Annotated in this window: 22 protein-coding genes; 7 read left to right on the top strand and 15 right to left on the bottom strand. The window is 70.0% G+C overall.

Annotated features, from left to right (window positions below; translation table 11 throughout):
• Window positions 1–75 precede the first annotated feature (75 nt).
• Window positions 76–837 carry a DUF2637 domain-containing protein gene (locus SPR02S_RS58170; RefSeq protein WP_078623236.1) on the bottom strand — a complete coding sequence of 254 codons (762 nt, stop codon included), beginning with the start codon at window positions 835–837 and terminating at the stop codon, window positions 76–78.
• 186 nt (window positions 838–1,023) lie between these two features.
• Between SPR02S_RS58170 and SPR02S_RS49195 the strand changes: the two genes are divergently transcribed.
• On the top strand, window positions 1,024–1,407 hold the full coding sequence (locus tag SPR02S_RS49195; RefSeq protein ID WP_019064441.1) for a BlaI/MecI/CopY family transcriptional regulator: 384 nt from the start codon (window positions 1,024–1,026) through the stop codon (window positions 1,405–1,407).
• A 110-nt stretch (window positions 1,408–1,517) separates the two neighbouring features.
• On the opposite strand, the gene SPR02S_RS49190 is transcribed toward SPR02S_RS49195, so the two are convergent.
• The 4 genes from SPR02S_RS49190 to SPR02S_RS49175 all read right to left on the bottom strand — a co-directional run bounded on the left by SPR02S_RS49190 (window position 1,518) and on the right by SPR02S_RS49175 (window position 5,710).
• On the bottom strand, window positions 1,518–2,384 hold the full coding sequence (locus SPR02S_RS49190) for a sugar phosphate isomerase/epimerase family protein (protein WP_019064440.1): 867 nt from the start codon (window positions 2,382–2,384) through the stop codon (window positions 1,518–1,520).
• 4 nt (window positions 2,385–2,388) lie between these two features.
• Window positions 2,389–3,426 carry a sugar ABC transporter substrate-binding protein gene (locus tag SPR02S_RS49185; protein ID WP_174447614.1) on the bottom strand — a complete coding sequence of 346 codons (1,038 nt, stop codon included), beginning with the start codon at window positions 3,424–3,426 and terminating at the stop codon, window positions 2,389–2,391.
• 63 nt (window positions 3,427–3,489) lie between these two features.
• The gene (locus SPR02S_RS49180) at window positions 3,490–4,485 is read right to left on the bottom strand and encodes a sugar phosphate isomerase/epimerase family protein (RefSeq protein WP_019064438.1); all 996 of its coding nucleotides are present in this window, start codon (window positions 4,483–4,485) and stop codon (window positions 3,490–3,492) included.
• A gap of 10 nt (window positions 4,486–4,495) precedes the next feature.
• Window positions 4,496–5,710 (bottom strand): Gfo/Idh/MocA family protein, encoded by a 1,215-nt coding sequence (locus tag SPR02S_RS49175; protein ID WP_019064437.1) that lies wholly within the window; start codon window positions 5,708–5,710, stop codon window positions 4,496–4,498.
• 157 nt (window positions 5,711–5,867) lie between these two features.
• Here SPR02S_RS49175 and SPR02S_RS49170 point away from each other — a divergent pair, with 157 nt between their 5' ends.
• Window positions 5,868–6,875, top strand: coding sequence for a LacI family DNA-binding transcriptional regulator (locus SPR02S_RS49170; protein ID WP_020684295.1), 1,008 nt, complete (start codon window positions 5,868–5,870; stop codon window positions 6,873–6,875).
• 51 nt (window positions 6,876–6,926) lie between these two features.
• On the opposite strand, the gene SPR02S_RS49165 is transcribed toward SPR02S_RS49170, so the two are convergent.
• The gene (locus SPR02S_RS49165) at window positions 6,927–7,715 is read right to left on the bottom strand and encodes a LysR family transcriptional regulator substrate-binding protein (protein ID WP_019064435.1); all 789 of its coding nucleotides are present in this window, start codon (window positions 7,713–7,715) and stop codon (window positions 6,927–6,929) included.
• 58 nt (window positions 7,716–7,773) lie between these two features.
• On the opposite strand from SPR02S_RS49165, the gene SPR02S_RS49160 reads away from it, so the two are divergent.
• Together SPR02S_RS49160 and SPR02S_RS49155 are read left to right on the top strand one after the other, a co-directional pair.
• A complete protein-coding gene (locus tag SPR02S_RS49160) occupies window positions 7,774–8,166 on the top strand; it encodes a DUF5997 family protein (protein WP_019064434.1) in 393 nt (130 codons plus the stop codon).
• 29 nt (window positions 8,167–8,195) lie between these two features.
• Complete coding sequence (locus SPR02S_RS49155) at window positions 8,196–8,969, top strand: GntR family transcriptional regulator (protein WP_019064433.1); 774 nt, start codon at window positions 8,196–8,198, stop codon at window positions 8,967–8,969.
• Window positions 8,970–9,012: 43 nt separating this feature from the next.
• Here the strand turns inward: SPR02S_RS49155 and tmpA are convergent, their stop codons facing one another.
• Entirely contained in the window at window positions 9,013–10,671 is a 1,659-nt protein-coding gene (gene tmpA, locus SPR02S_RS58165) for a 2-trimethylaminoethylphosphonate dioxygenase (protein ID WP_019064432.1), read from the bottom strand.
• Window positions 10,672–10,793: 122 nt separating this feature from the next.
• Window positions 10,794–11,384 carry a TetR/AcrR family transcriptional regulator gene (locus SPR02S_RS49145; protein WP_019064431.1) on the bottom strand — a complete coding sequence of 197 codons (591 nt, stop codon included), beginning with the start codon at window positions 11,382–11,384 and terminating at the stop codon, window positions 10,794–10,796.
• 152 nt (window positions 11,385–11,536) lie between these two features.
• Here SPR02S_RS49145 and SPR02S_RS49140 point away from each other — a divergent pair, with 152 nt between their 5' ends.
• The gene (locus SPR02S_RS49140) at window positions 11,537–12,412 is read left to right on the top strand and encodes an LLM class flavin-dependent oxidoreductase (protein ID WP_019064430.1); all 876 of its coding nucleotides are present in this window, start codon (window positions 11,537–11,539) and stop codon (window positions 12,410–12,412) included.
• 36 nt (window positions 12,413–12,448) lie between these two features.
• On the opposite strand, the gene SPR02S_RS49135 is transcribed toward SPR02S_RS49140, so the two are convergent.
• Complete coding sequence (locus tag SPR02S_RS49135) at window positions 12,449–12,844, bottom strand: YybH family protein (RefSeq protein WP_019064429.1); 396 nt, start codon at window positions 12,842–12,844, stop codon at window positions 12,449–12,451.
• Between the two features lie 114 nt (window positions 12,845–12,958).
• On the opposite strand from SPR02S_RS49135, the gene SPR02S_RS49130 reads away from it, so the two are divergent.
• A complete protein-coding gene (locus SPR02S_RS49130) occupies window positions 12,959–13,636 on the top strand; it encodes a nucleoside/nucleotide kinase family protein (RefSeq protein ID WP_019064428.1) in 678 nt (225 codons plus the stop codon).
• A 7-nt stretch (window positions 13,637–13,643) separates the two neighbouring features.
• On the opposite strand, the gene SPR02S_RS49125 is transcribed toward SPR02S_RS49130, so the two are convergent.
• From SPR02S_RS49125 to SPR02S_RS49100, 6 genes are all read right to left on the bottom strand, one after another.
• Window positions 13,644–15,482, bottom strand: a complete 1,839-nt coding sequence (locus tag SPR02S_RS49125) for a hypothetical protein (protein WP_019064427.1) — start codon at window positions 15,480–15,482, stop codon at window positions 13,644–13,646.
• Window positions 15,483–15,533: 51 nt separating this feature from the next.
• Window positions 15,534–17,252: a hypothetical protein gene (locus SPR02S_RS49120; RefSeq protein ID WP_019064426.1), complete on the bottom strand. Its 1,719-nt coding sequence runs from the start codon at window positions 17,250–17,252 to the stop codon at window positions 15,534–15,536.
• A 2-nt stretch (window positions 17,253–17,254) separates the two neighbouring features.
• Window positions 17,255–18,157: a carbohydrate ABC transporter permease gene (locus tag SPR02S_RS49115; RefSeq protein ID WP_019064425.1), complete on the bottom strand. Its 903-nt coding sequence runs from the start codon at window positions 18,155–18,157 to the stop codon at window positions 17,255–17,257.
• Entirely contained in the window at window positions 18,154–19,068 is a 915-nt protein-coding gene (locus SPR02S_RS49110) for a carbohydrate ABC transporter permease (RefSeq protein ID WP_026151599.1), read from the bottom strand. Before SPR02S_RS49110 ends, SPR02S_RS49115 begins: the two co-directional genes overlap by 4 nt.
• 123 nt (window positions 19,069–19,191) lie before the next feature.
• Window positions 19,192–20,514 (bottom strand): extracellular solute-binding protein, encoded by a 1,323-nt coding sequence (locus SPR02S_RS49105; protein ID WP_019064423.1) that lies wholly within the window; start codon window positions 20,512–20,514, stop codon window positions 19,192–19,194.
• A gap of 278 nt (window positions 20,515–20,792) precedes the next feature.
• Entirely contained in the window at window positions 20,793–21,926 is a 1,134-nt protein-coding gene (locus tag SPR02S_RS49100; RefSeq protein WP_019064422.1) for an ROK family protein, read from the bottom strand.
• A 296-nt stretch (window positions 21,927–22,222) separates the two neighbouring features.
• On the opposite strand from SPR02S_RS49100, the gene SPR02S_RS49095 reads away from it, so the two are divergent.
• Window positions 22,223–23,122 (top strand): N-acetylglucosamine kinase, encoded by a 900-nt coding sequence (locus tag SPR02S_RS49095; protein WP_019064421.1) that lies wholly within the window; start codon window positions 22,223–22,225, stop codon window positions 23,120–23,122.
• Window positions 23,123–23,311: the final 189 nt, after the last annotated feature.

Raw genomic sequence — 23,311 nt, 5'->3', positions numbered from 1 at the left:
CGACCAGGAGGACCAGAACCACAAATGCGGACAGGCCCACCGCTCCCTAAGAAGCTGCCTGGCTGGTCGTCGCCATCAACGACTGGCTGTGACCACGAGACGAGCGCGACGATCGGCCGGCACTGCCGCTACCGACAGCACCCGACGCGGCTGGCCCTGGCCGTCCCCGCGGGCCAGGCGCTCGCGGGCGAACCGCAGTCGGTGATCGACGAGGCCTTCACCGTCCCGGAAGCCGAATCCGTGGCCGCGGCGCGGATCCTGTTCGAGCGCACCGGCATCCTCGCGGGCACCCACCGGATCACGAGATCCACCGGCGCCTCCGATACCACCACTGCTCATCCGAACAAGAGCAGTCAGCCGTCGCGACCGCCTCGCGCCGACACGCAGTTCCTTCCGCAAGGTCTCAGGAGAGATGGGCCGCTGACGCAGATCCCGATGAAGCTCGACCGACAGAAGCAAGGCCACCGGAGGCCACCCCGCGACCAGCACCGGCTGCCACTCCAAAGCCGGTGCCGCCGCGACGTTCGCGGCCAAGGAGACCGCGATCCCCAACAGAAATGCCGACCACACGCACCCCGCTCCCGGTCGCGTCCCTGGACCCGACGGCTTCAACAGCCCAACTGTCGCCAAGAGCAACAGCCAGTCGACCGACAGCGGCCACAACGAGGGACTGGCCGTGTCCGCTCCGCCCTGATGGGCGAACTCCCGCTGGTGCACGTAGGGGGCATAGGCGGCCACCCCCGCCACGACCAGCGCACACAAAGGACGGATCCAGACTTCAGGGTCAAAGCCACGACTGGTGGCCTCGCCCTCCTGCTGCTCCGTGTCAACGCTCATCAAGCCCACCGCCCAGGCCTCGGATTCAGTGCACAACCCGCGCACGCTCCCACCGGAACTCCCGGGAACTCCCAGGTAGAAGCAGGAAGCCCCCAAGCGCATCGATCGACCCCGACCAGGCGAAAGAGCCTGGTCAGAGCGCCAACGGTAGGCAAGTCACGCCCTACACCTTGTAAGGTGAGCGCCATGGCTGGCAGAGACCCGCAGGTCCGGGCGGAGCGGCGCAGCGCCGGTGAGTTGGAGAGCGAGGTCCTCGCCGCGCTGTGGGCGACCGACCGCCCCCTGACACCGGCCGAGATCCAGGCCGATATCGCGGGCCCGCTCGCCTACAACACCGTGCACACCATCCTCAAGCGGCTCTACGACAAGGGGCTCGTCCTGCGTGACGCGGACGGGCGGCGCGGCGCCTACCGGCCGGCGAAGAACGCGGCCGAGTCGACCGCCGCGGCGATGCGCGAGGCGCTGGACCGGGGTCCGGATCCGATCGGCGCACTGCAGCGGTTCGTGACCGGTCTGCGTCCCGAGGAGGAGCGGGCGCTGCGCGATCTGCTGGCCGGGGGTACGGGATGAGGTTCGAGGGCGGCGGGCGCGGTCGGCGACCGCGACCGTGCGACCACCGCCCACGCCCTCGCCTAGCCGAGGACCCAACACGCCTGGCCCGCCTATGAGTTGAGCGTCGGCTACCGAGCCCTGGCCGAAGCGGCCAGATGGTCGTCGATCTTCCTTCGCATCAACACCGAGGATTCCCGGGCCCGTTCCTCCCAGGCGAACACGCACGCGGTGAGGGTACCGTCGAAGCCGCCCGCTCGTAGCGCGCGGAACAGTTCGTCGAAGTCCACCTCGCCCTCGCCCATGTCGAGGTGCTGGTGGATCCGCGCGGTGGTGCCGGGCGGGTTGAGGATGTACCGGTTGCCGGACGAGGCCGTGTGGTCGAAGGCGTCGGCGAGGTGCACGTGGGTGAGCAGGTCGCCCGCGTACTCGATGATGCCGGGGGCGTCGTTTCCGATGTGGAAGGTGTGCGGGGCGCAGTAGAGGAAGGTGACGTTGGGGTGGTTGATGCCCCGGATCAGGTTGACCGCGTCGTAGCCGTTCTCGATGAAGTCGTCCGGGTGGGGTTCCAGGGCGAGTTTGATGCCCTCGCGCTCGAAGAGCGGGAGGAGTTCGTCCATCGAGTTCCAGAACTGGGCCTCGCTGCGGTCCGGTTCCTCGGGGCGTCCGTTGAACTCGGAGATCATGCTGTCCACTCCGAGGTCCGCGCAGATCTGGATGGCGCGTTTCCAGTAGCGTACGGCGGCCTGCCGTGCGTCCTCGTCCGGGCCCGACCAGCGGAACAGTGGCAGCAGGGACGAGATGCCGACGCCTGAAGTGTCCAGCGCCTTGCGGAACTTGCGGACGGTGGCGTCGTCGACGCGCGGGTGCCGGAAGAAGGGGATGAAGTCCTCGCGGGGCGAGAGCTCGATCCATTCGTAGCCCAACTCGGCGACGACGGACGGGAGTTCGAGCAGGGGCACGTCGCGGATCATGTACGGGTCGAGCGCGATCCTCATGGCGTCACCTCGTTCCCTTCGCGGCGAACTTCGCGACCGCGTCCACGTTGGCCTTGTCGACGAAGGCCGGGCCGGTCAGCACGGGCTCCTCGCCGCCGCCGCTGTAGTTGCCGTTCGTCTTGTAGAGCCACAGGGAGTCGACCGCCAAGTAGCCCTGGAGGTAGGGCTGTTGGTCGACGGCAAATTGAATGCTGCCCTTCTCTATCGCGGAGATGAGGTTCGCGTTGAGGTCGAAGGTGGCGACCTTGGCCTTGCTGCCCGCGTCGGACAGCGACTGCACGGCCGTCAGCGCGAAGGGGGCGCCGAGGGCGACGATCTCGTCGATGGTCTTGTCCTGGGTGAGCTTGGCGGTGATCGTCGACTTCACCGACGGCATGTCCGTGCCGTTGACGTAGAGGATGTCGGTCTTGCCGCTGAAGGTCTTCTTCACGCCGGCGCAGCGCTGTTCGAGGTTGACGTCACCCTGGGCCTGGATCACGCACACCGCGTGCTTGACGCCGGTGGAGTTGAGCTTGGTGCCGAGCGCCTGGCCGGAGACCGACTCGTCCTGGCCGAAGAAGGACAGCAGGCCCTGCTTCTGCCAGTCGCTCAGACCGGCGTTGAAGCCGACGACCGGGATGCCGGCCTGTTCGGCCTTGGCCACGACGGCCTTCATGGCGTCGGGCTTGGCGAGGGTGACCGCGATGCCGTCGACCTTCTGGTCGATCGCGTTCTGCACCAGGTTGGCCTGGTCGCCCGCGTTCTCGTCGTTGGAGTAGACGAGCTTGACGTTGTCCTTGGCCGCGGCGGCCTCGGCGCCCTTGCGGATGGTGTCCCAGAAGGTGTCACCGGAGGGGGCGTGCGTGACCATCGCGATGGTCATCCGGGGTGTACTGGCCTTGCCCACCGAGGCGTCGGCGGCGGAGTCCGCGGACTTCTTGCCGCCGGAGTTGCTGGAACAGCCCGCGAGGGTGAGGGCGGTCGCGGCGGCGACGGCCACCACGGGAAGGACTCTGCGAGAGCGGGGGCGGGGGTCGGGGTGGTGAGCGGATGTGCTGTTCATGATGCGTGCACCTCACTGTGCAGCGGAGCGGATGGGGTCGTGCGGAGACGGGTCAGAGGCCGTTCAGAGCTGTGCGGCGGCGGACTTGAGGTTCTCGGCGGCCAGGCGCAGGCCCTCGATCTGGTCGAGTTCCTGGTCCTCGTGCTCGATGTTGACCGCCATGTCCGGGTCGACCTCGCGCAGCGCCTTCAGGAACTCGGTCCAGAAGGGCACGTCGTGACCGCGTCCGACTGCGACGAAGTCCCAGGAGGCGTTCTTCGGCCAGCGGCTGAGCGTGTAGCGGCCACCGAGCGGGACGACGTCCGGCTCGTCCGGGCGGACCCGCACATGGCGGTGGTCGAGGACCCCGTTGATCTTCGCTTCTTCGTTGACACGGGTGTCCTTGGCCGCCGCGTTGTAGACGAGGGAGCCGAGTCGTCGTACCGCCGCGACCGGCTCGATGCCCTGCCAGAACAGGTGACTCGGGTCCATCTCCGCGCCGACGTGGGTCGCGCCGATCTCGGTGGCGAGGCGTTCCATCGTGCCGACGTTGTAGACGAGGTTGTGCGGATGCATCTCGATGCACACCTTCACATCGGCGTCCGCGGCCCGCGCCTGAATGTCCTTCCAGTACGGGATCGCCACCTCGTCCCACTGGTAGTCGAGGGCGTCCAAGTAGGCGCTGTCCCAAGGGAGTACGGACCAGGACGGTAGCCGGCCACCGGGGTCGGAGGCGGGCAGCCCGGACATCGTCACGACCCGCCGTACCCCGAGCAGGGCACCGAGTTCGATCGCGTCCCGCACGTCCTGGGCGTGCTTGGCGCGTACTTCCGGGTCGGGGTGGAGCGGATTGCCGTTGCAGTTCAGCGCGGTCAGGGTGATCCCGGCCGCCGCGAACTCGGCGAGGTAGGCGTCGCGCGCGTCCTGGCTCGCCCGTATCTCCGCGATGGGCAGATGGGGCGCGGGAAGGAACCCGCCGGAGTTGATCTCCGCGCTGTCCAGGCCGAGTTCGCGCAGGACGCGCAGGGTCTCGGTGAGCGGCTTGTCGTGCAGGACGGCGGTGTAGGCGCCGAGCTTCATGGCTGCTTCCTTACTGCTGAACGGTGAGGGGCTGGACGTCGAGGGGCTGGACGGCGACGGACCGGCCGTCGGCGTGGGCGGAGGCGACGATCGCGTCGAGCACGCGCAGGTTGTGCAGGCCGTCGGCGAGGGTGGGGCAGGGCGGCAGTCCGTCGACGCCCGCGATCTGTTCGAGGAAGGCCCGGGCCTGCCAGACGAAGAACTCGTGCTGGCCGTGGCCGACGCTGGGGAAGTCCATGGGCAGGCCGCCGGCGATGTAGGGGTGGCCGGGGCCGATCACCACCCGCCGGTAGCCGTCCACGGGGTCCGGGGCCGCCGCGTCGGCGAGGGTGAACTCCGCCGGACGCGACAGCTCGAAGGTGGCCGCGCCGCCCTTCGAAAACACCTCGAAGCCAAGGGAGTTGGCCAGCCCACGGGCGATCCGCGACACCGAGAAGGTGCCAACGGCTCCCGAGTCGAACATCGCGGTGAAGGTGGCGATGTCGTCGTTCTCGACCGGCTCGCGCTCCTGACTCACCCGCACATCGGCCGAATGCCCCACCGCCGTGCCCAGCGGTACGGGCCGCTCGTGCACCTGCGTGGACAGGACGGCGCCCCGCACGCTGCGCACCGGACCGCAGAAGTACTCGCCGAGATCGACGAGGTGGCTGCCGATGTCGGACAGCGCCCCCGAGCCGAGCGGGCCGCGGTAGCGCCAGCTCATGGGCGCGTCCGGGTTGTGGCCGTAGTCGCACCAGTAGTGCCCGTTGAAGTGCTGGACCGGTCCGAGCGAGCCTTCCAGGACCTGTTGCCGGATGGCGTTGACGGCCGGCGAGCGGCGGAAGGTGAAGCCGGTGGCAGCGACCAGTCCGGTGTCCTGGGCCGCCTTCACCATCGCCTCGGCGTCGGCCACGGACGGTGCGAGCGGCTTCTCGCACAGCACGTGCTTGCCCGCCGCCAGCAGCCCCTCGACGATCTCGCGGTGCAGATGGTTGGCGACCACGACACTGACGGCGTCGATGTCGTCGGCCTCGGCGATCGCCCGCCAGTCGGTCTCGGCCCGCTCGTAGCCGTAGCGACGGGCGGCGTCGAGGGCGAAGGGCTCATGCGCGTCGGCCACGGCGACCAGACGCACCTCGGGCAGCCCGGCGCCGTACACGGACACGGCCTGCCGGTAGCCGTTGAGGTGCGCCCGGCCCGCCATTCCGGCGCCGATGACCGCCACCCCGATCGGCTTCGTCGTCATCTGAAGTCCTCTCCACTCTGATCCACGCTGATCCACTCCGAGCTGCCATTTGTCCGGGCAATAGAACTTTTTAAAGCGCTTTAAGTCCTGGTACTATCAGTCCGGTTTCGCAGGCGTGTCAAGGGTGTTGCAGCAGGAGAATCCGACCGGAGGATCAGTGGCCGATGCAGGTTCCCGCCCCCGCCTTGAGGACGTGGCGGCGCGGGTCGGACTGTCCACGGCGTCGGTGTCCCTGGTCCTGCGCGGTGCCCCCGGCCCCAGCGAGCGCACCCGGCAGCGCGTCCTCAAGGCCGCCGCCGACCTCGGCTACCAGGCCGACCGCAACGCGAGCCTGCTGGCCAGCAGACGCAGCCGACTGCTGGGCGTGATGGTCGACGTGCACAGCCCCTTCCACGCCGACCTGGTGGAGCACCTCCACACGGCCGCCGAGGAGGTGGGATACGACCTGGTGCTCAGCACCCAGACCCGCAGCCGCGACGAGCACACGGCCGTCGAGACCCTGCTCGCCTTCCGCAGCGAGGCCCTGATCCTGCTCGGCCCGCTCGCCCCCGCCGACACCCTGATGGCCCTGCACCGCAAGGCGCCCGTGGTCGTGGTCGGCCGCCGGATGACCGGCACCGAGCTGGATGTCGTACGCACCGCGGACGACGACGGAGTGGGTCAGATCGTCGACCATCTGGTGGGCCTCGGCCATCGGTCGATCGCCTACGTAGACGGCGGCAAGGGCGTGATCGCCACCGACCGCCGCCGCGGCTACCGCACGGCCATGCGCCGGCACGGCCTCGACGAGCAGATCAGGGTGCTGCACGGCGACCACACCGAGGCGGCCGGCGAGCGGGCCGCCCGCCAGCTCCTCGACGGGGGTCAACTCCCCACCGCCGTCGCGGCGTTCAACGACCAGTCGGCGATCGGTGTCCTCGCCGCCCTCACCCGGGCCGGGGTCGCCGTACCCGGCGCGGTGTCCGTCGCCGGCTACGACGACGACGCGCTGTCCCGACTGAGCTGCTTCAGCCTGACCACCGTCAGCCAGACCGCCGAGGCACAGGCACGGCACGCGGTGACCGCGGCGGTGGAACGGCTCGACGAGGGGCGGACGGCGGCCCGTGAGGTCGTGCTGCCGCCGCGTCTCACGGTGCGGGGTTCCACGACGGTGAAGTCAGCCTGAGCGGACTGCGTCAGTTATCAGCGACTGCAAGGGCAGCGACTTCGTCGGCTGTCAGCGACCTCGGGGCTTGCCGCGCTTGGTTCCCTTGGCGCCGCCGGAAGCGCCGCGAGGGTTCTTGCCGGTGTTTCCGGACCTGCCGGTCTTGCCGCTCGTCTTTCCGGCGGCGGGCTTGCGGCGCGCGGGAGCCTCGGTGCGCTTCGCCTTCGTCTTCGGCTCGGCGGGCGTCGGCGTACGGCCCCGGGTGCTGTTGACCGTGCGGCCGCGGACGATGCCGATGAAGTCCTCGACCAGTTCGGTGGTCTTGTCCTCGGGCCAGGACAGGGCGACGTCCGACTGGGGGGCGTCGACGACGGTCCGGTAGGTGAGGTCCCTGCGGTGGTGCAGCCGGGCCAGGGACTGGGGGACGTAGAGGATGCCGATGCCGGACGCCACGTGTTCGACGGCGTCCTCGGTGGTCGCGGGACGCTCGAACGCGGGCTCCCCCGGCGGCTGTTCCCAGTCGAGGACGTCGTCGAGGGGGTGGAGGACCACCTCGTCGGCGAGCTCGTCGAGGGACACCTCTTCGGCCACCGTCACAACGTGGTCCTTGGGGGCTACGACCACGGTCGCCTCGGTGTAGAGGGCGATCGCGCTGAAGACCTCACGGTCGACCGGCAGCCGTACGAGTCCGGCGTCGGCCTCACCGCGCCGCAGCACATCGGCTGCTTCGGCGGCCGGAACCGGTACGAGAACGAGGGGGACGTCGGGCCGGCGCTCGTTCCAGATCCGCACCCACTTGGCGGGCGTCACCCCGGGGACGTACGCGAGCCGGAACGTGGGGGATGCTTCCGAGCCTGTCACCCCGCAAGGTTACCCGCCGTGGTCGGAGGTCTCGAACGCGGTCGATACTCTTGACGGTATGAAGTCGCACCAGACCGCCCAGACCATGAAGGCCGCCACGGCGGCGAAGAAGCTGGGTGTGTACCTAGAGGCCACCCCCGCCGAGTTCCAGAAGGGCGAGGTCTCCCGCGCCGAGCTGAACGAGCTGCAGGCCAACCCGCCCGAGTGGCTGCGCGAGCTGCGCACCAACGGCCCGCACCCGCGCCCGGTCGTCGCGGCCAGGCTCGGCGTCTCCATCGCCGGTCTCGCCCGCGGCGGGGTCACCGAAGCCCTCACCACCGAGCAGATCGAGACGCTGAAGAAGGACAGCCCGGAGTGGCTGGAGAAGGAGCGCGCCACGCAGGCCGAGGTCCGCAAGGAAGCCGAGCGGATCAAGAACAAGAAGAGCGCCGAGAACGCCGACAACGACTGACGGCCTCGGTACCCAGGGAGAGGCGCACGGTGACGGACGGCCCGGCCGGCACGGGAAAACCCCCGGCGATGTACCGCAAGGTCGCGGCCGACCTCGGCCGCGAGATCGGCGAGGGCCGCTACGGCTCCGGCGGACGGCTGCCCGCCGAGGGTGAACTCGCCGAACGGTACGGCGTCTCCCGGGGCACGATCCGCCAGGCGATGGCCCTCCTGCGCACCGAGGGACTGATCGCCTCCCGGCGCGGCACCCGCCGGGTCGTGATCGGCGCGCCCCGCCCGCAGAGCTTCGGCGAACTCCTCAGCTTCACCCGCTGGGCCCGCTCGACCGGCGAGGAACCCGGCGGCCGGACCGTCACCGTCGAGACTCGCCCCGCCGACCCGACCGAGCGGGACCGACTGCGCCTGCCCGCAGGGGCGGAGATCTACGAGGTACGGCGACTGCGCACCCTCTCGGGACGACCCGCGATGATCGAGCGCACCGTATACCCGTCCGCCGTGGGCGAGTTGATCGCCTCGCTGCCGCCCGACACCGTGTCGCACACCGTGGCCCTGGAGGAGTCGGGCGTGCTGATCGCGGACGCCCAGCACACCATCGACCTGTGCCGGGCCGACGAGGAGGACGCCCGACTGCTCGGCTGCCGACCCGGCGACCCGCTGCTCCGCGAGCGGCGGTGCAGTACGGATCCGGCGGGCACACCGGTCGAATGGTCCGAGGACCGGTACCTTCCGGAGACCGTGGCCTTCACCGTGCACAGCTCGACCGCGTCCGGCTCGCTGGCCCGCCGCCCGGCCGACGACGCCTGAGTCAGTCCTCGTAGTCCTCGTAGTCCTTACAGGCAGGCCCTGTTCAGCCCTTCCGCGACGAGGCCATGAGCAGCGGCCGGAAGTGCGCGAAGTCCGGGGTCGGCGCCTCGGGGTCCTTGCCCTCGTCGTCCCAGCGGCGCACCGCGACCCCGTCCGCCGCGTAGGGATTCGCCTCGTACGCCGCGACCTCCGCCGGAGACATCGGGCCACCCTGCACCTCCAGCGTGTACACCGAGGCCTGCGAGAGCCGGCCGAAGTATCCCGGCTCGACCGCGCACAGATACCGCTTCGCCGCCACGTGCAGCCGGATCGGCTCGGTGACCTCGGGTCCGAACCACTCGGCCAGCCGGTCCGCCCCGGTGTGGCTGTGCCGGTTGTCGGTGCCCTCCATCAACTCCGCACCGCTGACCGGCCCGTGGAAGTGCCCGAGGTCGTGCAGCAGCGCGGCGGCGACCAACGCGTCGGGCGCCCCCGCCTCTTCGGCCCGGGCCGCCGCCTGCAACATGTGCTGCGCCATGGTCACTTGCTCCCCCAGGTAGGCACTCGCACCCTCGCCTGCGAAGAGTTCAGCCAGCTCGTCCACGAACTCCCTTGCGGCTACGGCCCGTTCGCGACGCAGTACGGCCAACGTGCCGGCCAGTGCGTCGAGGTCGGCGTAGGTGCCCTGGAGGTGGCGGGCGCCGCTCTCCTCGAAGGCGGTTCGCGCGTGCAGCAGCCGTACGTTGTCGAAGATGAGGCAGTCGCCGGGCAACAGCCGGAACTCCAGCTGGAGTTCGGGGCGCAGGGTGATCTCGGCGAAGGTGCGGTAGGCCCGGTAGAAGGCCTCCAGTTCGTCGGCGGGCAGCAACAGGGTGCCGATGGAACGGTTGTTGAAGCGCACCTCGCGGATCCGGCCCCGGCCGTCCACGTCGATCAGCGGGCGGTCGGCGGCCAGTTCGGTGCGTGCGTCGCTGAAGCGGAACGGCACGGGGGTGCGGGTCAGTACGGCGAACGCCTCCGGGTCCTCGGCCCGCAGCAGCGCGGCGGCCTTGAATCCGTCCACCAGTCCTGAGTCGCCACCGACCGCCGCGTTGGACAGACAGTGCAGGAGTTGGAGCGTGGGCACCGGGTCGCGGTACGGGTTGTCGGTGTGCGGGGTGATCCGGGCGCCGGTGAAGGCGAGGTTGTTGGGGTCGGGTTCGACCCGTACGTCGAAGAGCCGCCCGTAGTTGGTCTCGCGGACGTACCCGAAGGTCTCCGCGACCTCCAGCACCTGCTCCTCGCGGCACGGCACATCGCGCAGGAGGGCGAAGCCGAGCCCGAGGACTGCCTCCAGCACCCGCGCCTTGACCGCAGGGTTGCCCAGGTACTCCGTCCAACTCGCCTCGGGGAGGCGGCCGTTCAGATCGGCGGCGGCCCACAGGGTCTTGCCGTTCTCGCCGCGCCGGTCCTCGGAACCGTCCCCGGCGGCGGGCCGGTTGGCGGTGAGCCACTGCGCGGAGTACGCGGAACGGTGTCCGTCGGGCGCCCAGTCGATCTCGACGCCGTCGACGGTCCGACGCACGGCGTCCAGCGCGAGGCCGGTGGGCAACTCGGTGATCTGGAACAGCTTCTGTCCGTTGCGCGGGTCGCGGCACCGGGGACAGGGGCAGTTGTCCCGCAGCCAGGTAAGCGGCAGGTCCTCTATGCGGTTCCCTGCGAGGTCTTCCACGGACAGTGACATTGCCATCACTCCCTCTCAAAGTTGTATAGCCAACTTTTCCGACAGAGGGAACGTCTCAGCGCGGGATGAGCAACAAGTGACGCACTGGCTACCGGCGCATGAACGAGGCGACCGCAACCCGGTCAGCGGGACAGGCGCATGCCCGCGACGAAGACATCGACAAGCCGGAGCGCGTCGTAGCGCTCGTCGCCCTCCGCGCCGACACAGAGGTTGCCGACGCCGCGCATGATCTCGTAGGACGTCAGGTCCGACCGGACCTCACCGGCGGCGACGGCCGCGTCGAACAACTCGGCACACACGGGCAGCAGGCGGTCCAGGAAGTAGCCGTGCAGCGCCTCGAAACCGGCGGTGTCGGACCGCAGCACCGCGGCGAGTCCATGCTTGGTGACCAGGAAGTCGACAAACAGATTGATCCACTCCCGCAGCGCGGCGTACGGCGTGGCGCCACTCGCCAGCAGCGCCGGACCGGCTTCGGCGCAGGCCTCGACCTGGTGCCGGTAGACGGCGATGACGAGATCCGCGCGCGTCGGGAAGTGCCGGTAGATCGTGCCGAGTCCGACACCGGCCTCGCGCGCGATGTCGCGTACCGGAGCATCGACACCCGACGCGACGAAGACCTTGGCTGCGGCGTCGAGGAGGGTCTCCTTGTTGCGCCGCGCGTCGGCCCGCTTGGACGGGACCGCGCCGCCCGCTTCCGCCTCGTTGTCGCCCACCGCGCAGTTCCTCCACCGCTAGAACTTGATAAACGGAACATCGTTCCGTATCGTTTTCCGGAACACAGTTCCGCTTGCCCATCATGCCAGAGCGGCAGCCGGACGGCCAAGCCATGCCTGCCGCCACGCGCTGCCGAAGGACGGAAGGCGCCATGCCCCGCACACCCCGAACCAGCTTCGGAATCATGACCGCCCCCATGCAGGTCGAGTACCCCGACCTCCTCCGTGTCTGGCAGGAGGCCGACACCGTCCCGGAGATCGAGCACGCCTGGCTGTTCGACCACCTCATGCCGATCGGCGGCGACCCGGACGGACCGACCTTCGAGGGCTGGACGCTGCTCTCCGCCCTCGCCGCGCGGACCCGCCGACTGCGGCTCGGCGTGATGGTGACCAGCAACCGCTTCCGGCCGCCCGCGATGCTGGCGAAGATCGCCACGACCGTCGACGTCGTCTCCGGCGGTCGGCTCGACTTCGGCATCGGCGTCGGCTCACGCCCGGACCATCCGCTGGCCCGGCGCGAGTACGAGGCGCACGGCCTCCCCTTCCACGACTCCGCGCACGCCGTCGCGAGCCTCGCCGAGGCCTGCACGGTCATCCGGCGGCTGTGGACCGAGGAGAAACCGTTCGACTTCCACGGCACCCATCACCACCTCACCGGGGCGTTCGGCAGCCCCGAGCCCGTCCAGCGCCCCCACCCGCCGATCCTCATCGGCGGACGCTCGGCCGCGACCCTGCGCGTGGTCGCCGAGCACGCCGACCTGTGGAACATCCCCGGCGGCGACATCGAGGACGCCATCGACCGCAGCGCACTCCTCGACCGCTACTGCGCCGAGATCGGCCGCGCCCCCGCCACGATCACCCGCTCCATCCACCTCTCCGCCTCCTACGACCGTCCCGAGACCACCCGGGCCGCGATCCGCGAGGCGATCGACGCGGGCTTCCACCACATCGTCCTCGGACTGCCCTCGCCCTACCCCGCCGGCGTAGCACGCTGGGTCGCCGACGAGTTGATCAGGAAGTCGACCTGAGCGCCCTTTCAGCCTCAGTCGTGCGGAAACTCAGCCTCAGTCATGCGGAAACGAGTGGTGTTCATGCGCGACCAGCCACCGGCCCTTCTCCTTGCGCAGGCCGAAGGTCAGCCGTAGCCGCAGGCTCGGGCAGGCGGCGAACTCCTCGGGGGTGCCGCACCGGAGCAGCGCGTGGGCGTAGGCGACGTCCGTGCCGGCCGTGATGTCGAGGGAGTCGATGTCGAAGCAGGCGCCCTGGGCCTGCCACTCGAAGAACGGCGGCCAGGTGGCGCGGTAGGCGGCGAGGCCGTGGATGCCCGCGTGGGGCGGCGGGACGTCGTACATCACGAGGTCCTCGGTGTGGTCGGCCATGACGCCCTCGAGGTCGCCGCGGTGGACGGCCTCGGCCCAGTCGGTGATCAAGGTGCGGATCTGTGTCGCGTCGTCGGGCATGGACGGCTCCTGTTCCTGTCCCCCACTCCATGGTCTCTCTGCCGACTCGACTCCCCGATCTTCCGCCCATCATCGCCCCGGCCGGGCAACCGAGACGGATGGCACACTCTCGGTGTGCCACTGACTTTCGACGACCTCCTCACCCGTGCCACCGCCCTCGCCGCCCCCGGCCGCCGTGCCGTCCTCGGTATCACCGGCAGCCCGGGCGCGGGCAAGACCACCCTCGCCGAGCATCTGGTGCGCGCGTTGAACGGCACCGGCGAACCATGGGTCGCCCACGTCCCCATGGACGGCTTCCACCTCGCCGACGTCGAACTGGACCGCCTCGGCCGCCGCGCTCGCAAGGGCGCGCCCGACACCTTCGACGCGGCCGGCTACGCGGCGCTGCTGCGGCGCGTGCGCGAGGACACCGACGACGTCGTGTACGCACCGGGCTTCGAGCGCGTCCTGGAGCAGCCGATCGCCGGTGCGATCCCGGTACTGCCGACCGCCCGCCTGGTGGTGACGGAGGGCAACTACCTGCTGCTGGAGGCGGGTTCATGGGCGCGGGTACGACCGTGCCTGGACGAGGTGTGGTTCTGCGAGACCGACGAGGACGAACGCGTACGGCGGCTCGTCACCCGGCACGAGGAGTTCGGCAAGGACCACGAGACCGCCGTGGCCTGGGTGTTGGGCACGGACCAGCGCAACGCCGACGTGGTGGCGACGACCCGGGATCGGGCGGACCTGGTGGTGCCGGGCGGCGCACTGCCCGCGCCGGAGCAGAACTCGGCGGCGCGGGCAGGCAGTTGAGTGGCCCTCAGGCCCGCAGGGTGAGCTCCGGCTCGGCGTCGGCATTGCCCGCCGGGTCGCCGATCACCGCGGTGAACGCCTCCGTGCGGACAGTAAGAGTCAGACCGTCCTCACCGGTCTCGAAGGCGGGCGCGAACTCCCCGGCTCCGGGTCCGTACCGTACGGCGAACACGTGCAGGTTCTCCGGCGCGCCCGGTGCCGGTTCGGCCTCGAGTGCCGTGGAGGTGACCAGGTGACCCCAGCCCTCGTCGGGGTTGCCGTAGCCGCGCGGGTCGGCCGCGAGGGCGAACGCCGCCTCCTGCTGGGAGAGTTCGGAGCGGGCGTCGAAGTGGTCGGCGCCCTCGCCGGTCGGGTGGGTGAGACGCAGGGTGCCCGCGGAGGTCACGTCGCCCTCGGCCGTCCTGCGCACCCGGTCCCCGTCGTCCGCCGCGTACGGCAGCCCGGCCAGCAAGTACGGTGCTCCGTCGAGCCGTTGGACGGCCACCGTCGTCCACAGGCGCGTGCCGTCGGTGACGTACAGGGAGCGGACGTGCCGCAGGACGTGGTCGCGGCCGACGACCGGCTTGGTGACCAGCTTGGCGGTCAGTCCCTCGGCGCGGACGTCCCGGACGCGCACCTCGCCCATCGGGCGGCAGAACAGGAAGCCGTCGAGCACCGGGCCGAACCCGTGCTGGCGGTTCACTGCGGCGGGCAGGTAGTACGTGCCGGCCGCCTCGACAAGTGACGGGGTCATCCTGTCGTCGAAGGCCACCGACACGGTCCCGGCCCGGAGTTGATGGCGGGCCGCCTCCGTCGACGGCGTGCGGTGCCAGCGCGTGGTGTCCTGGATCTGCCAGACCAGCATCCACGCGAAGTGCCCGTCCACTCCCCCGTCGGGCTTGACCGCGTGCCGGGCCCAGCGGCTGTCGCCCCGGTAGCGGCCGATGTCGGAGCCGATACGGCTGCCGAAGTAGCGCAGGCCGAGGACCGATTCGAAGGCGGAGTGCTGTTCGCTGTAGCGGGGGCCGCCGTTGTCGAAGCCGCCGTTGGTGAGGCGGGCGTCGACGTAGCGGGCCAGCGCCTCCCCGTCCTCGGCGAAGACGTCCTCGCCGCTGACGATGTGGGCCTGTGCGAGGAAGGAGAGGGAGATCGGGCCGTAGTTGTTGTCGTACGCTCCGCCGTGCTCGGGCGGGAGAAGGGCGCCACGGTCGCTCACGCGGTGGGCGCGGATCTCGTCACCGTAGACACGGAGTGCGCGCGTACGGACCAACTCTCCTTCTGCTGAAGGGAGATGGCGGGCCAGCATCAGGCCGCCGACGACACAGCCGATGGCCTGGTTGCCTGCCTCCTGCGGGTTGAAGAAGGTGGCCTCGGTGAGCCAGCGCCAGTAGCCGTGCGCCAACTCGGCCAGAGCGGTGCGCTGTTCGTCGTCGACGAGTCCGTCCGCCGCGTACAGGACGTTGACCGCCTGGAGGAGTGCCCACGCCGTGCTCGGCCAGTCGCCGATGGGGTGCGCGCCCGCTTCCAGGACGTAACGGGCGTACGGGAGACCGGAGTTGCGGACCTTCAGGTTCGGGTAGCCGGGGTTGTCCTCGGTGTAGACGCGCTCCCGGAGGTGGAAGGCGAGGCTGCGCCGTACCGCCTCCGGCAGGCGGGGGTCCTTGCCGCGCTGCCAGGCGAAGGCCAGCAGGGACGTGATGCCGAGCGAGGTGTCCCCGATGTCGTCGTAGCAGTCGGGGTGTTCGAGGTTGCCGTCCGGCGTGATGCGGCGCAGGGCCTGCTCGACGACGTCGGCGAGGACCGCGTCGTAGGCCTCCTGGGTGTCCGGGAGGTCGTGCAGCGGGCCGCGCTGGTGGAGGAGGTGCACGGGTGGTTCAGCCCTTCATGCCTGAGGTGGCCATGGTGTGGGTCGTCGGGGTCAGCGGGCGGGTGCGCTGCGGCGGGCGCGCAGTGCGACGGTCAGTGTCTGCGGGCCGAGTCCACCGAGGTAGACGCGGTTCCCGGTCGTCGCGTCGGTGCCGCCGGCCACGGTGTAGTCCTGGCCCGGGTCGTAGCGCAGTACGTCGCTCCGGTCCGGTCCGGCGAGGGGTTCGCCGGCCTCGACCTGGGCCTCGACCCGGATCTCGTCGTCGCCGACACGGTAGGTCAGCGGGCCGGTGGTCAGGCACCAGCGTCCGTCGCCGATCGGGACCGCGCCCTCTGCAACTCCCCCTGCCCGGAAGGTCAGTTCGAGGGCCCAGGGCACCGATGGACCGCTGATGTCGATCCGCAGGTCGGCCCCGTCCTCCCGCAGGTCGACCTCGACCCGGGTCGTGTGGGAGACCTCGTCCTGAGGGCGGTCGGGGAAGGCCATCGCCGCGGAGAAGCGGCCCTCGTCCACCAGACGGTAGGCGCCGTCCTCGCGCCTCCGGTCCTTCGGGAGCGGCTGGTAGTAGGCGGTGGTGAGGGTTTGGGTGAGCCGGTACCGGTTGTCGGCGAGCTGTTCCATGTCGGCGGCGCGGAACGGACCCAGGTCGAAGAACACCCGCGAGAGGCGGACCGCGTCGAGGACGGCGGCACCGGCGAACAGGCGCAGGAAGGTGGGGTTGCAGGCGAGGCCCGAGCGGATGCGCCGGTGCTCGGGCACGTCCGAGCCGCCGTACACCACGGTGTGCGCGGTGTTCGAGACGTGTGCGGCGAGGCGTGCGGTGGGGAGGTACCGGTCGCGCGGGAGCTGCTCCGCGTCCGGGGCCGGCAGGGCGCGGCACAGATCCGGGGTGAGAAGGGTCTGGGCGAGCAGGTCGGGGTCGTCGATGCCGTCGGCGGCCGCCAGGCGGGCCGCGCGGGCGAAGTCGCCCCGGCCGGTGCGGATCGCGAGCAGCCGGTAGTGCGGCAGGTAGGGCCACAGCGCGAACGAGAGCTTCTGGTCCTGGCGGCGCGAGTGGACGGTCTCCACCGTGCCGTCCGGCCTGATCAGGTCCAGGGTCGTGGCGAGGTTGCGTTCGACGGCGTCCAGCAGGTCGGTACGCCCGAGCACCTCGGCCAGCAACAGCAGCGACGGGTTGGTCACGATGGACGCGTAGACGGCACTGCGTTCCGAGTACAGGCCTTCCGTGTCGAGGTCGACGCCCTCGGCGAGCCACTCCTCGACGCGGTCGAGCAGCCGGTCGTCGGGGAACGACCGGTGCAGACGGGCGAGCGCCGCGCTCAGCTCCCAGCGGTGGTTCGGGGTGTGCACGCCACCGGTCAGGAGACTGGCGGTGGCGGCGCTCGCGATCTCGGCGAGCACGGCCGTCACCTCGCCCAGTTCCGGTCCCGCGTCGGCGGCGAGGACGTACGCGTCGCACACGTCGTTGACGGTGAACGCGGAGTCGGGCGGTGACTGGACGTTGTCTCCGCCCGCGAAGAGACCGGAGCGCGTCTGCACGGCCCGCAGGGCGCGGAGGTGGGTCGTCGCGGCGGCGACCGCCTGTCCGCTGCCGTGCAGTGCCGAGTCCGGGGACCGGTACGCCGCGACCAGGGTCTTCACCCGGCGCGCCAGACCACGGTGCGGCACACCGGCGGGTTCCTCGTCGGGGCCGGCCGCCAGCGGGGCGGCCGCCCGGTCGGCGGCTCCGGCCGCCGCGCGGACGAAAGCGTGGTCGAGCGGGGTGGGCAAGGTCAGTCCTTCAGTCCGGCGTTGATGTCGGCGCTCATGACGTAGCGCTGGAAGACCAGGAAGATGAGGATCAGCGGGATCATCGAGATGACCGAACCGCCGAGCAGCACCGACCAGTTGATGTTCTGCGCCCCGACGAGGCTCTGGATGCCGATCTGCACGGTGAACTTGTTGGGGTCGTTCAGCATCAGCAGCGGCCAGATGTAGTCGTTCCACCGCCACTGGAAGGACAGGATGGCGAGGGTCAGCATGATGGGCCGGGAGATCGGCACCATGATCCGCAGGAAGATGGACAGTTCGCGGGCGCCGTCGATGCGTGCGGCTTCCACGAGTTCGTCCGGGACCGTCAGGAAGAACTGGCGGAACATGAAGCATCCGGTCGCGGTGAGCACGGCCGGGAGGATGATGCCGGCGAACGAGTTGTAGAGGCCCAGGTTGCGGACCACCAGGAACTCCGGGGCGAGCATGACCTCGGACGGCAGCATCGTGGTGGCCAGGATGCAGATGAAGAAGAACTTCAGCCACCTGTTGTTGTACTTGGCCAGCGCGTACCCGGTGCAGCAGCTGACGCCCACCGTGAGGATCGTCGTGATCACGCACACGAGGGCCGTGTTGATGAAGTACTGGGAGAAGTTGGCGCTGTCCCACGCCGCCTTGTAGCCCGACACGGTGGGGTTGTGCGGAAGCACCGTCAGCGGAAGGGAGAACAGGTCTCCCGCCGGCTTGAAGGAGCTGAGGACGAACCACAGCACCGGCAGCCCGTAGAGGGCCGCCAGGATCCACAGCAGTGTCGTCGCGGGTACCGCGCGCCGGAGCCCACCGTCGCGCACGTTGCGTCGCTGCCTCTTGGAAAGGGTCCGGCCGGATTTGCCCTCGACCGGACGCGGCGTGTCTGTGGTTGTCATCGGTTCTCCACCCGCCGGTTGACGATCAGCTGGATGATCGCGACGGCCATCAGGATGAGCATGAGCACGAACGACGCGGCGCTCGCGTAGCCGATCTGGCCCCGGTTGAAGCCGGTTTGGTAGATGTACTGGACAAGCAGGTTGTTCGAAGTACCCGGTCCGCCGTTGTTGAGGGAGACGAACAGCGGGTATTCCTTCATCGCGTTGATCGTGTTGAGCAGGATGACGATGAAGGAGGTGGGCGCGATGCTCGGCAGCGTGATGCTCCTGAACTGGCGCCAGGGGCCGGCACCGTCGAGCGAGGCCGCCTCGTAGTACGACACCGGCACGTTCTTGATCGCCGCGATGAACAACAGCATCGAGAAGGCCGTGCCCCACCAGGCACCGGCCATCACCACGACGCCCAGCGACAGGTCCGCGTTCGACTGCCACGCGATCGCGTGCCCGCCGAGCTTCTCGATGACGTAGTTGATCAGTCCGAAGTTCTCACCGAACAGCCACCGCCACAGGACGCCCACGACGATGGGCGAGATGAGCCACGGGATGAAGAAGACGACACGGGCGACCGACGCGCCCTTGGCCTGCTTGCTCACCACCAGGTTGGCGATGAACAGCGAGAGCACGAAGTTCAGCGGGACGACGAGCACGGTGTACAGCAGCGTCCGGATCAGCGCGTCGTAGAACGTGGAGTCCCCGAACAGGTTCTGGTAGTTGTCCAGTCCGATGAACTGGAACGCCCCCACACCGGTGTAGTTCGTGAACGAGTAGACGAGCCCGATCACCGCCGGCCACACGAAGAACAACGCGAAGAGCACGACGTTGGCCGCGATGAGGACGAGCGGCGCGAGGGTGTAGGTGCTTCGTCGTTTCCTGGGCGGCCTCACGGACACGTCCGCGGCGCTTTTTGTCATCTTCCTGACTTCCGTGCTGGTGGAATGGATCGCTGTCGGCTCACGTCATGAGCCCGGCATCACATGGGCGACCAGGGCGGGCGGCGGCGTCTCGACCCCGCCGCCCGGCCCTCTGGCCCACGATCAGCCGCCGACCGCCGTGTTGTAGCCGTCCACGATGTTCTGCAGGGCCTTGTCAGCGGACTGCTGGCCGTTGATCGCCTTGCCGAGCTCCGTCTTGGTCGGGTCCTCGGTGAGGCTCTTGCCCTTCAGCACCCAGTTCGTCTGCGCGCCGTTGAAGTAGCCCGAGATGGGGGCGTACAGCGGGATCTCCTCGTTGTACAGCTTGAACGCCGCCTGCGCCGCCGCCGACTTGAAGGGGTACTTCGGGGTCAGACCGCTCTCGACGGGGAGGAACCCTGAGGTCTCGACCAGCTCGGTGTAGTTCTTCGGCTCGTACACCCAGGACATGAACTTCTGCGCGGCGGTGGCCGCGGCCCCGTTGTTGTTGAAGCCGACCATCATGCCGCCGCTGTTGACGTCACTGGCCTGCACCGGCTGGGCGGGGGTCGGGACGCTGGCCCATTCGAACTTCTTGATGCTGTCCGCGAAGGCGGGCACCTGCCACACGCCGGACCAGTAGGCGACCACGTCACCGCTCTGGAACATGGCGGACGGGTCGGCGCCGCTGGTCCACACCGACTTCGGCATGACCTTGTCGTCGTTCAGTCCGACGAAGTAGTTCACGGCCTTCTTGGTCGCGGCGTCCACCGAGAACTTGCCGGAGGAGTCCGCGTGGACGTACTTCCCGCCCATCTCGTACACCATGGCGCGCAGCCGGGACGGAGACTGGTCGAACGTCAGGGAGTACTTGGCGCCGGTCTTCTCGCGCACCTTGTTGGCCGCCGCGATGAACTCGGTCCAGGTCCAGGTCTTCGCCGGCGAGGCGGGGACGGCGACGCCGGCCTTCTCGAACAGCGACTTGTTGATGAACAGGCCGGACGCGGTGACGTCCGAGGGGATGGCCAGCACCTTCCCGGACGAGTCCTTCGCGAGGAAGTTCGAGTTGATGTTGTAGCTCTTGTTGTTCGCGATGGACTTGAGGTCGATCAGCTTGCTCGACCAGATCGGGTCCAGCGCGGGCACGTCCGCCACGTCGGGCAGCGAGTTCGCCTGCGCGGCGTTGTGCAGCTTCGTCGTGTACCCGTCGTAGGGGATGTTGACGAGCTTGACCTTGACGCCGGTTTCCTTCTTGTACTGCGCGATCAGCTTCTTCCAGCCCGCGTCCTGCCCCGGAACCGTGGAGATCCAGAAGGTCAGCGACTTGGCGTTGCCGCCGGAGCCGGACCCCGACCCACAGGCGGAGAGCAACAGGGCTCCTGCCGCGGTCGCGGCAGCGAGGGGAACCAGGCGGCGCATGCCGCCGCGGCCGAGTCGGCTGGAGCGCCGCACACCCACAGTGGTCATCTTCGATCCCTTTTTCGTCGTAGGAGACGGAGCACGGCGCCGACCGATGCGGCACGGGTGCATTTTGCAGGAAAGGTCACTTTCCGGGGGCACGGCCTCGCCCGGCCGCGTCGTCCACACGGGGCGAGATCCCCGGCCGTCCTGGCCGTCACCGCACAAGCACACCCTCGTGCGGTTGCCGTACGTCACGTACGGGCTGAGAAGGCTCACCCCAAGTCGGCGTCCCGGCCGACTTAGAAAGCGCTTGTCCGGACATTGGCAGACCAAGTCGGAGGCCGTCAATCCTTCGCCCCCGCACCATCGGTCACGGTTTGGACTCCTCTGGCGACCGCGAGCCGGGCGGCGCCCACCACGGTGCCGAGATCACCGACCGTGCTGCTGACCACCTCGGTGGGCCAGCTCAGCCGACCCAGCTCGGTCCGCACCCCGGGCAGGAGCTGCGGGTCCGTGCCCGTGCTGCCCCCGAGGACGATCAGTCCCGGGTCCAGTACGGCGGCCACGGCGGCGGCGAGTCTGCCCACGTCGGCGGCGTGCCGGCCGACCAGTGCGCTCGCCGTGTCGTGTCCCTGCCGGGCGAGGGCGAAGAGCTGGTCCGCGCTGCCGGGGCACGGTTCGCCCGTGTCCGGCCAGGCGGCCGCCGCCCGGCGCAGCAGCGAGCGGGCGCCCACGTACTCCTCCAGGGCCTCCCGGCGCGGTTCCACGGCGTCGTCCCAGGGGTAGGGCAGCCGGGCCAGCTCACCGGCCGCGCCGTTCGCGCCGCGCAACACCTGGCCGCCGACGACGATGCCGAGGCCGATACCGACGCCGATCCGCAGATAGCCGAAGGTGTGGCGGCCCCGGGCGGCACCCTCGTGCAGTTCGGCGAGGGCGGCGCAGTTGACGTTGTTCTCCAGGTGGACCGGCACGCCCGGCGGCAGGGCGACCGTCATGGCGTCGAACACCGGGCCGGCCTTGGCGGTCGCGGGGCGCATTCCGGCGCCCGCCTGGTTCCGCGCCAGGACGTCACCGACGGCGACGACGACCGAGCGCAGCGGGATACCTACAGGCAGTGCGGCAAGGGCCTCGCGTACGGCGCCTGCGGCGTCCTCCCGGGATCTGCTGGCCTCGGCCAGCAGGGTGCCGTCCAGGGCGCAGCCACGCACCCGGGTAAACGCGGGGCCGAGGTCGACGGCGAGTACGGCGCCCGCGGCCGGGCCGAGACGGTATACGGCGGCGTTGCGTCCGGTGCCGCCGGAGGCGGTGCCGGAGTGGGCGGCCAGCCGGACGTTCTCCAGCTCCACCACGGCGGAGGACACCGTCGGTTTGGACAGGCCCGCAAGGGTCGCGAGCTGCGGCCGGGTCGCGCTGCCGGCTCTCGCCAGCACCGCGAACACCGCACTCGCGCTCTCGGTCAGCCGAGACGCCTGCGCCACGACGTGTTCCACACTTCCCCCAGTTCACAGGCCGCGCTCCCGGAGGGGTTCCGTGGGATGCGGCGACGGGATGTCCTGACGTCACGCGGGCCCGGACAGTGGTCTCTGTGGCCGAGTGCGCGATGCCTCTTGACGCACTGTACTTCGTTAGTTAACTTCCTAACGAACGTCACGGTACTCGCCTGCCGTGGTCCGTCAGAAGCCCGTCCCGGGGCTTCCCTAGTGCTTGAACTGCCGTTCCCCCGAACACGGTTCGCCCAACCGTCGCAGCACAGCGCAACGACGAAAGAGGTTCCGTGCAGGACTTCACGCCCCTCGTGGTCGGCATCGACGTGGGTGGCACCAAGACACATCTGCGCGCGTGCGCGGGCGCGGATGTCGTCGCCGACCACATCCGTGCGAGCAGCGGCTGGCGGCCGCACGACCCCGCGACCGCCGCCGACTGGCTCACCGCGCTGATCCACGACGCCCTGCCCGCCCACACGCGCCCGTCCGCGGTCGCCGTGGGCGGGCACGCCTGTGAGACACCCCGCCAGTGCGCCGAGATCCGTGCCGCGCTGGAGGAACGCCTCAAGGTGCCCGCGCTGGTCGTGGGCGACGCCGAACTGCTCGTCCCCGCCGCCGGGTTGGACAAGGGGGTCGGCCTGGTCGCCGGCACCGGTTCGGTCGCGGTGGGCCTGCTCGCCGACGGCGGCCGACTCCAAGTGGGCGGCTGGGGCGCGGTGTTGGGTGACGAGGGTGGCGCCGCCGGACTCGTCCGCGAGGCGGCCCGCGCCGCCTGGGCCGCGCACGACCGGGGCGAGGCTCCGGACCAACTCGCCCTGGGACTCGTCGAGGCGTTCGGGGTGGCCGAAGTGCCCGCGCTCGGCGCCGCGTTGGAAAGCGCTTCCGACGTCTCCGCCGACTGGGGGCGGCACGCCCGGGTCGTCTTCACCGCGGCCGACGCGGGCTCGCTCCTCGCGCGCGAGGTGATAGCCGAGGCCGGCCGGTCCCTCGCCGCACTCGTCGTACGGCTCGCCGAACGCGGCGTCCCCGTCGACGACGTGGTGGTCTCGGGCGGCACCGTCCTCGCCCAGCCCCTGCTGTACGACGCCCTCACCAGCGCACTCGCCGAACAGGTACCCGGAGCACGGCCGTGGCCCATCCAAGTGCCGCCCGTCGAGGGCGCGGTGGCGTTGGCCCGATCGATCCTGTGAACCGCACGGCCCCCGTTCACCCGGGGGTCATGTCGTGGCCGCCGAACCCCCTCCAACGGGACACGGCTCACCGCAAATCTTCGCACGTACGCACCAGTTGACGTATGCGCTTTCCCACGTCGTACGGTGCACCCCGAACCACAGCCGATCGCACGATCCCCTCCCTGGTCGCACGACCTCGCCGGCCTC

It is taken from the genome of Streptomyces prunicolor NBRC 13075 (assembly GCF_000367365.1).
Classification (GTDB): Bacteria; Actinomycetota; Actinomycetes; order Streptomycetales; family Streptomycetaceae; genus Streptomyces; species Streptomyces prunicolor.
This window is presented reverse-complemented; position numbering and strand designations above follow the sequence as displayed.

Bases quoted from the DNA above. Each gene is read 5' to 3' on its own strand.
- SPR02S_RS58170 (WP_078623236.1), bottom strand. From the start codon at position 837: ATGAGCGTTGACACGGAGCAGCAGGAGGGCGAGGCCACCAGTCGTGGC.
- SPR02S_RS49195 (WP_019064441.1), top strand. From the start codon at position 1,024: ATGGCTGGCAGAGACCCGCAGGTCCGGGCGGAGCGGCGCAGCGCCGGT.
- SPR02S_RS49190 (WP_019064440.1), bottom strand. From the start codon at position 2,384: ATGAGGATCGCGCTCGACCCGTACATGATCCGCGACGTGCCCCTGCTC.
- SPR02S_RS49185 (WP_174447614.1), bottom strand. From the start codon at position 3,426: ATGAACAGCACATCCGCTCACCACCCCGACCCCCGCCCCCGCTCTCGC.
- SPR02S_RS49180 (WP_019064438.1), bottom strand. From the start codon at position 4,485: ATGAAGCTCGGCGCCTACACCGCCGTCCTGCACGACAAGCCGCTCACC.
- SPR02S_RS49175 (WP_019064437.1), bottom strand. From the start codon at position 5,710: ATGACGACGAAGCCGATCGGGGTGGCGGTCATCGGCGCCGGAATGGCG.
- SPR02S_RS49160 (WP_019064434.1), top strand. From the start codon at position 7,774: ATGAAGTCGCACCAGACCGCCCAGACCATGAAGGCCGCCACGGCGGCG.
- tmpA (WP_019064432.1), bottom strand. From the start codon at position 10,671: ATGTCACTGTCCGTGGAAGACCTCGCAGGGAACCGCATAGAGGACCTG.
- SPR02S_RS49140 (WP_019064430.1), top strand. From the start codon at position 11,537: ATGCCCCGCACACCCCGAACCAGCTTCGGAATCATGACCGCCCCCATG.
- SPR02S_RS49135 (WP_019064429.1), bottom strand. From the start codon at position 12,844: ATGCCCGACGACGCGACACAGATCCGCACCTTGATCACCGACTGGGCC.
- SPR02S_RS49115 (WP_019064425.1), bottom strand. From the start codon at position 18,157: ATGACAACCACAGACACGCCGCGTCCGGTCGAGGGCAAATCCGGCCGG.
- SPR02S_RS49110 (WP_026151599.1), bottom strand. From the start codon at position 19,068: ATGACAAAAAGCGCCGCGGACGTGTCCGTGAGGCCGCCCAGGAAACGA.
- SPR02S_RS49105 (WP_019064423.1), bottom strand. From the start codon at position 20,514: ATGACCACTGTGGGTGTGCGGCGCTCCAGCCGACTCGGCCGCGGCGGC.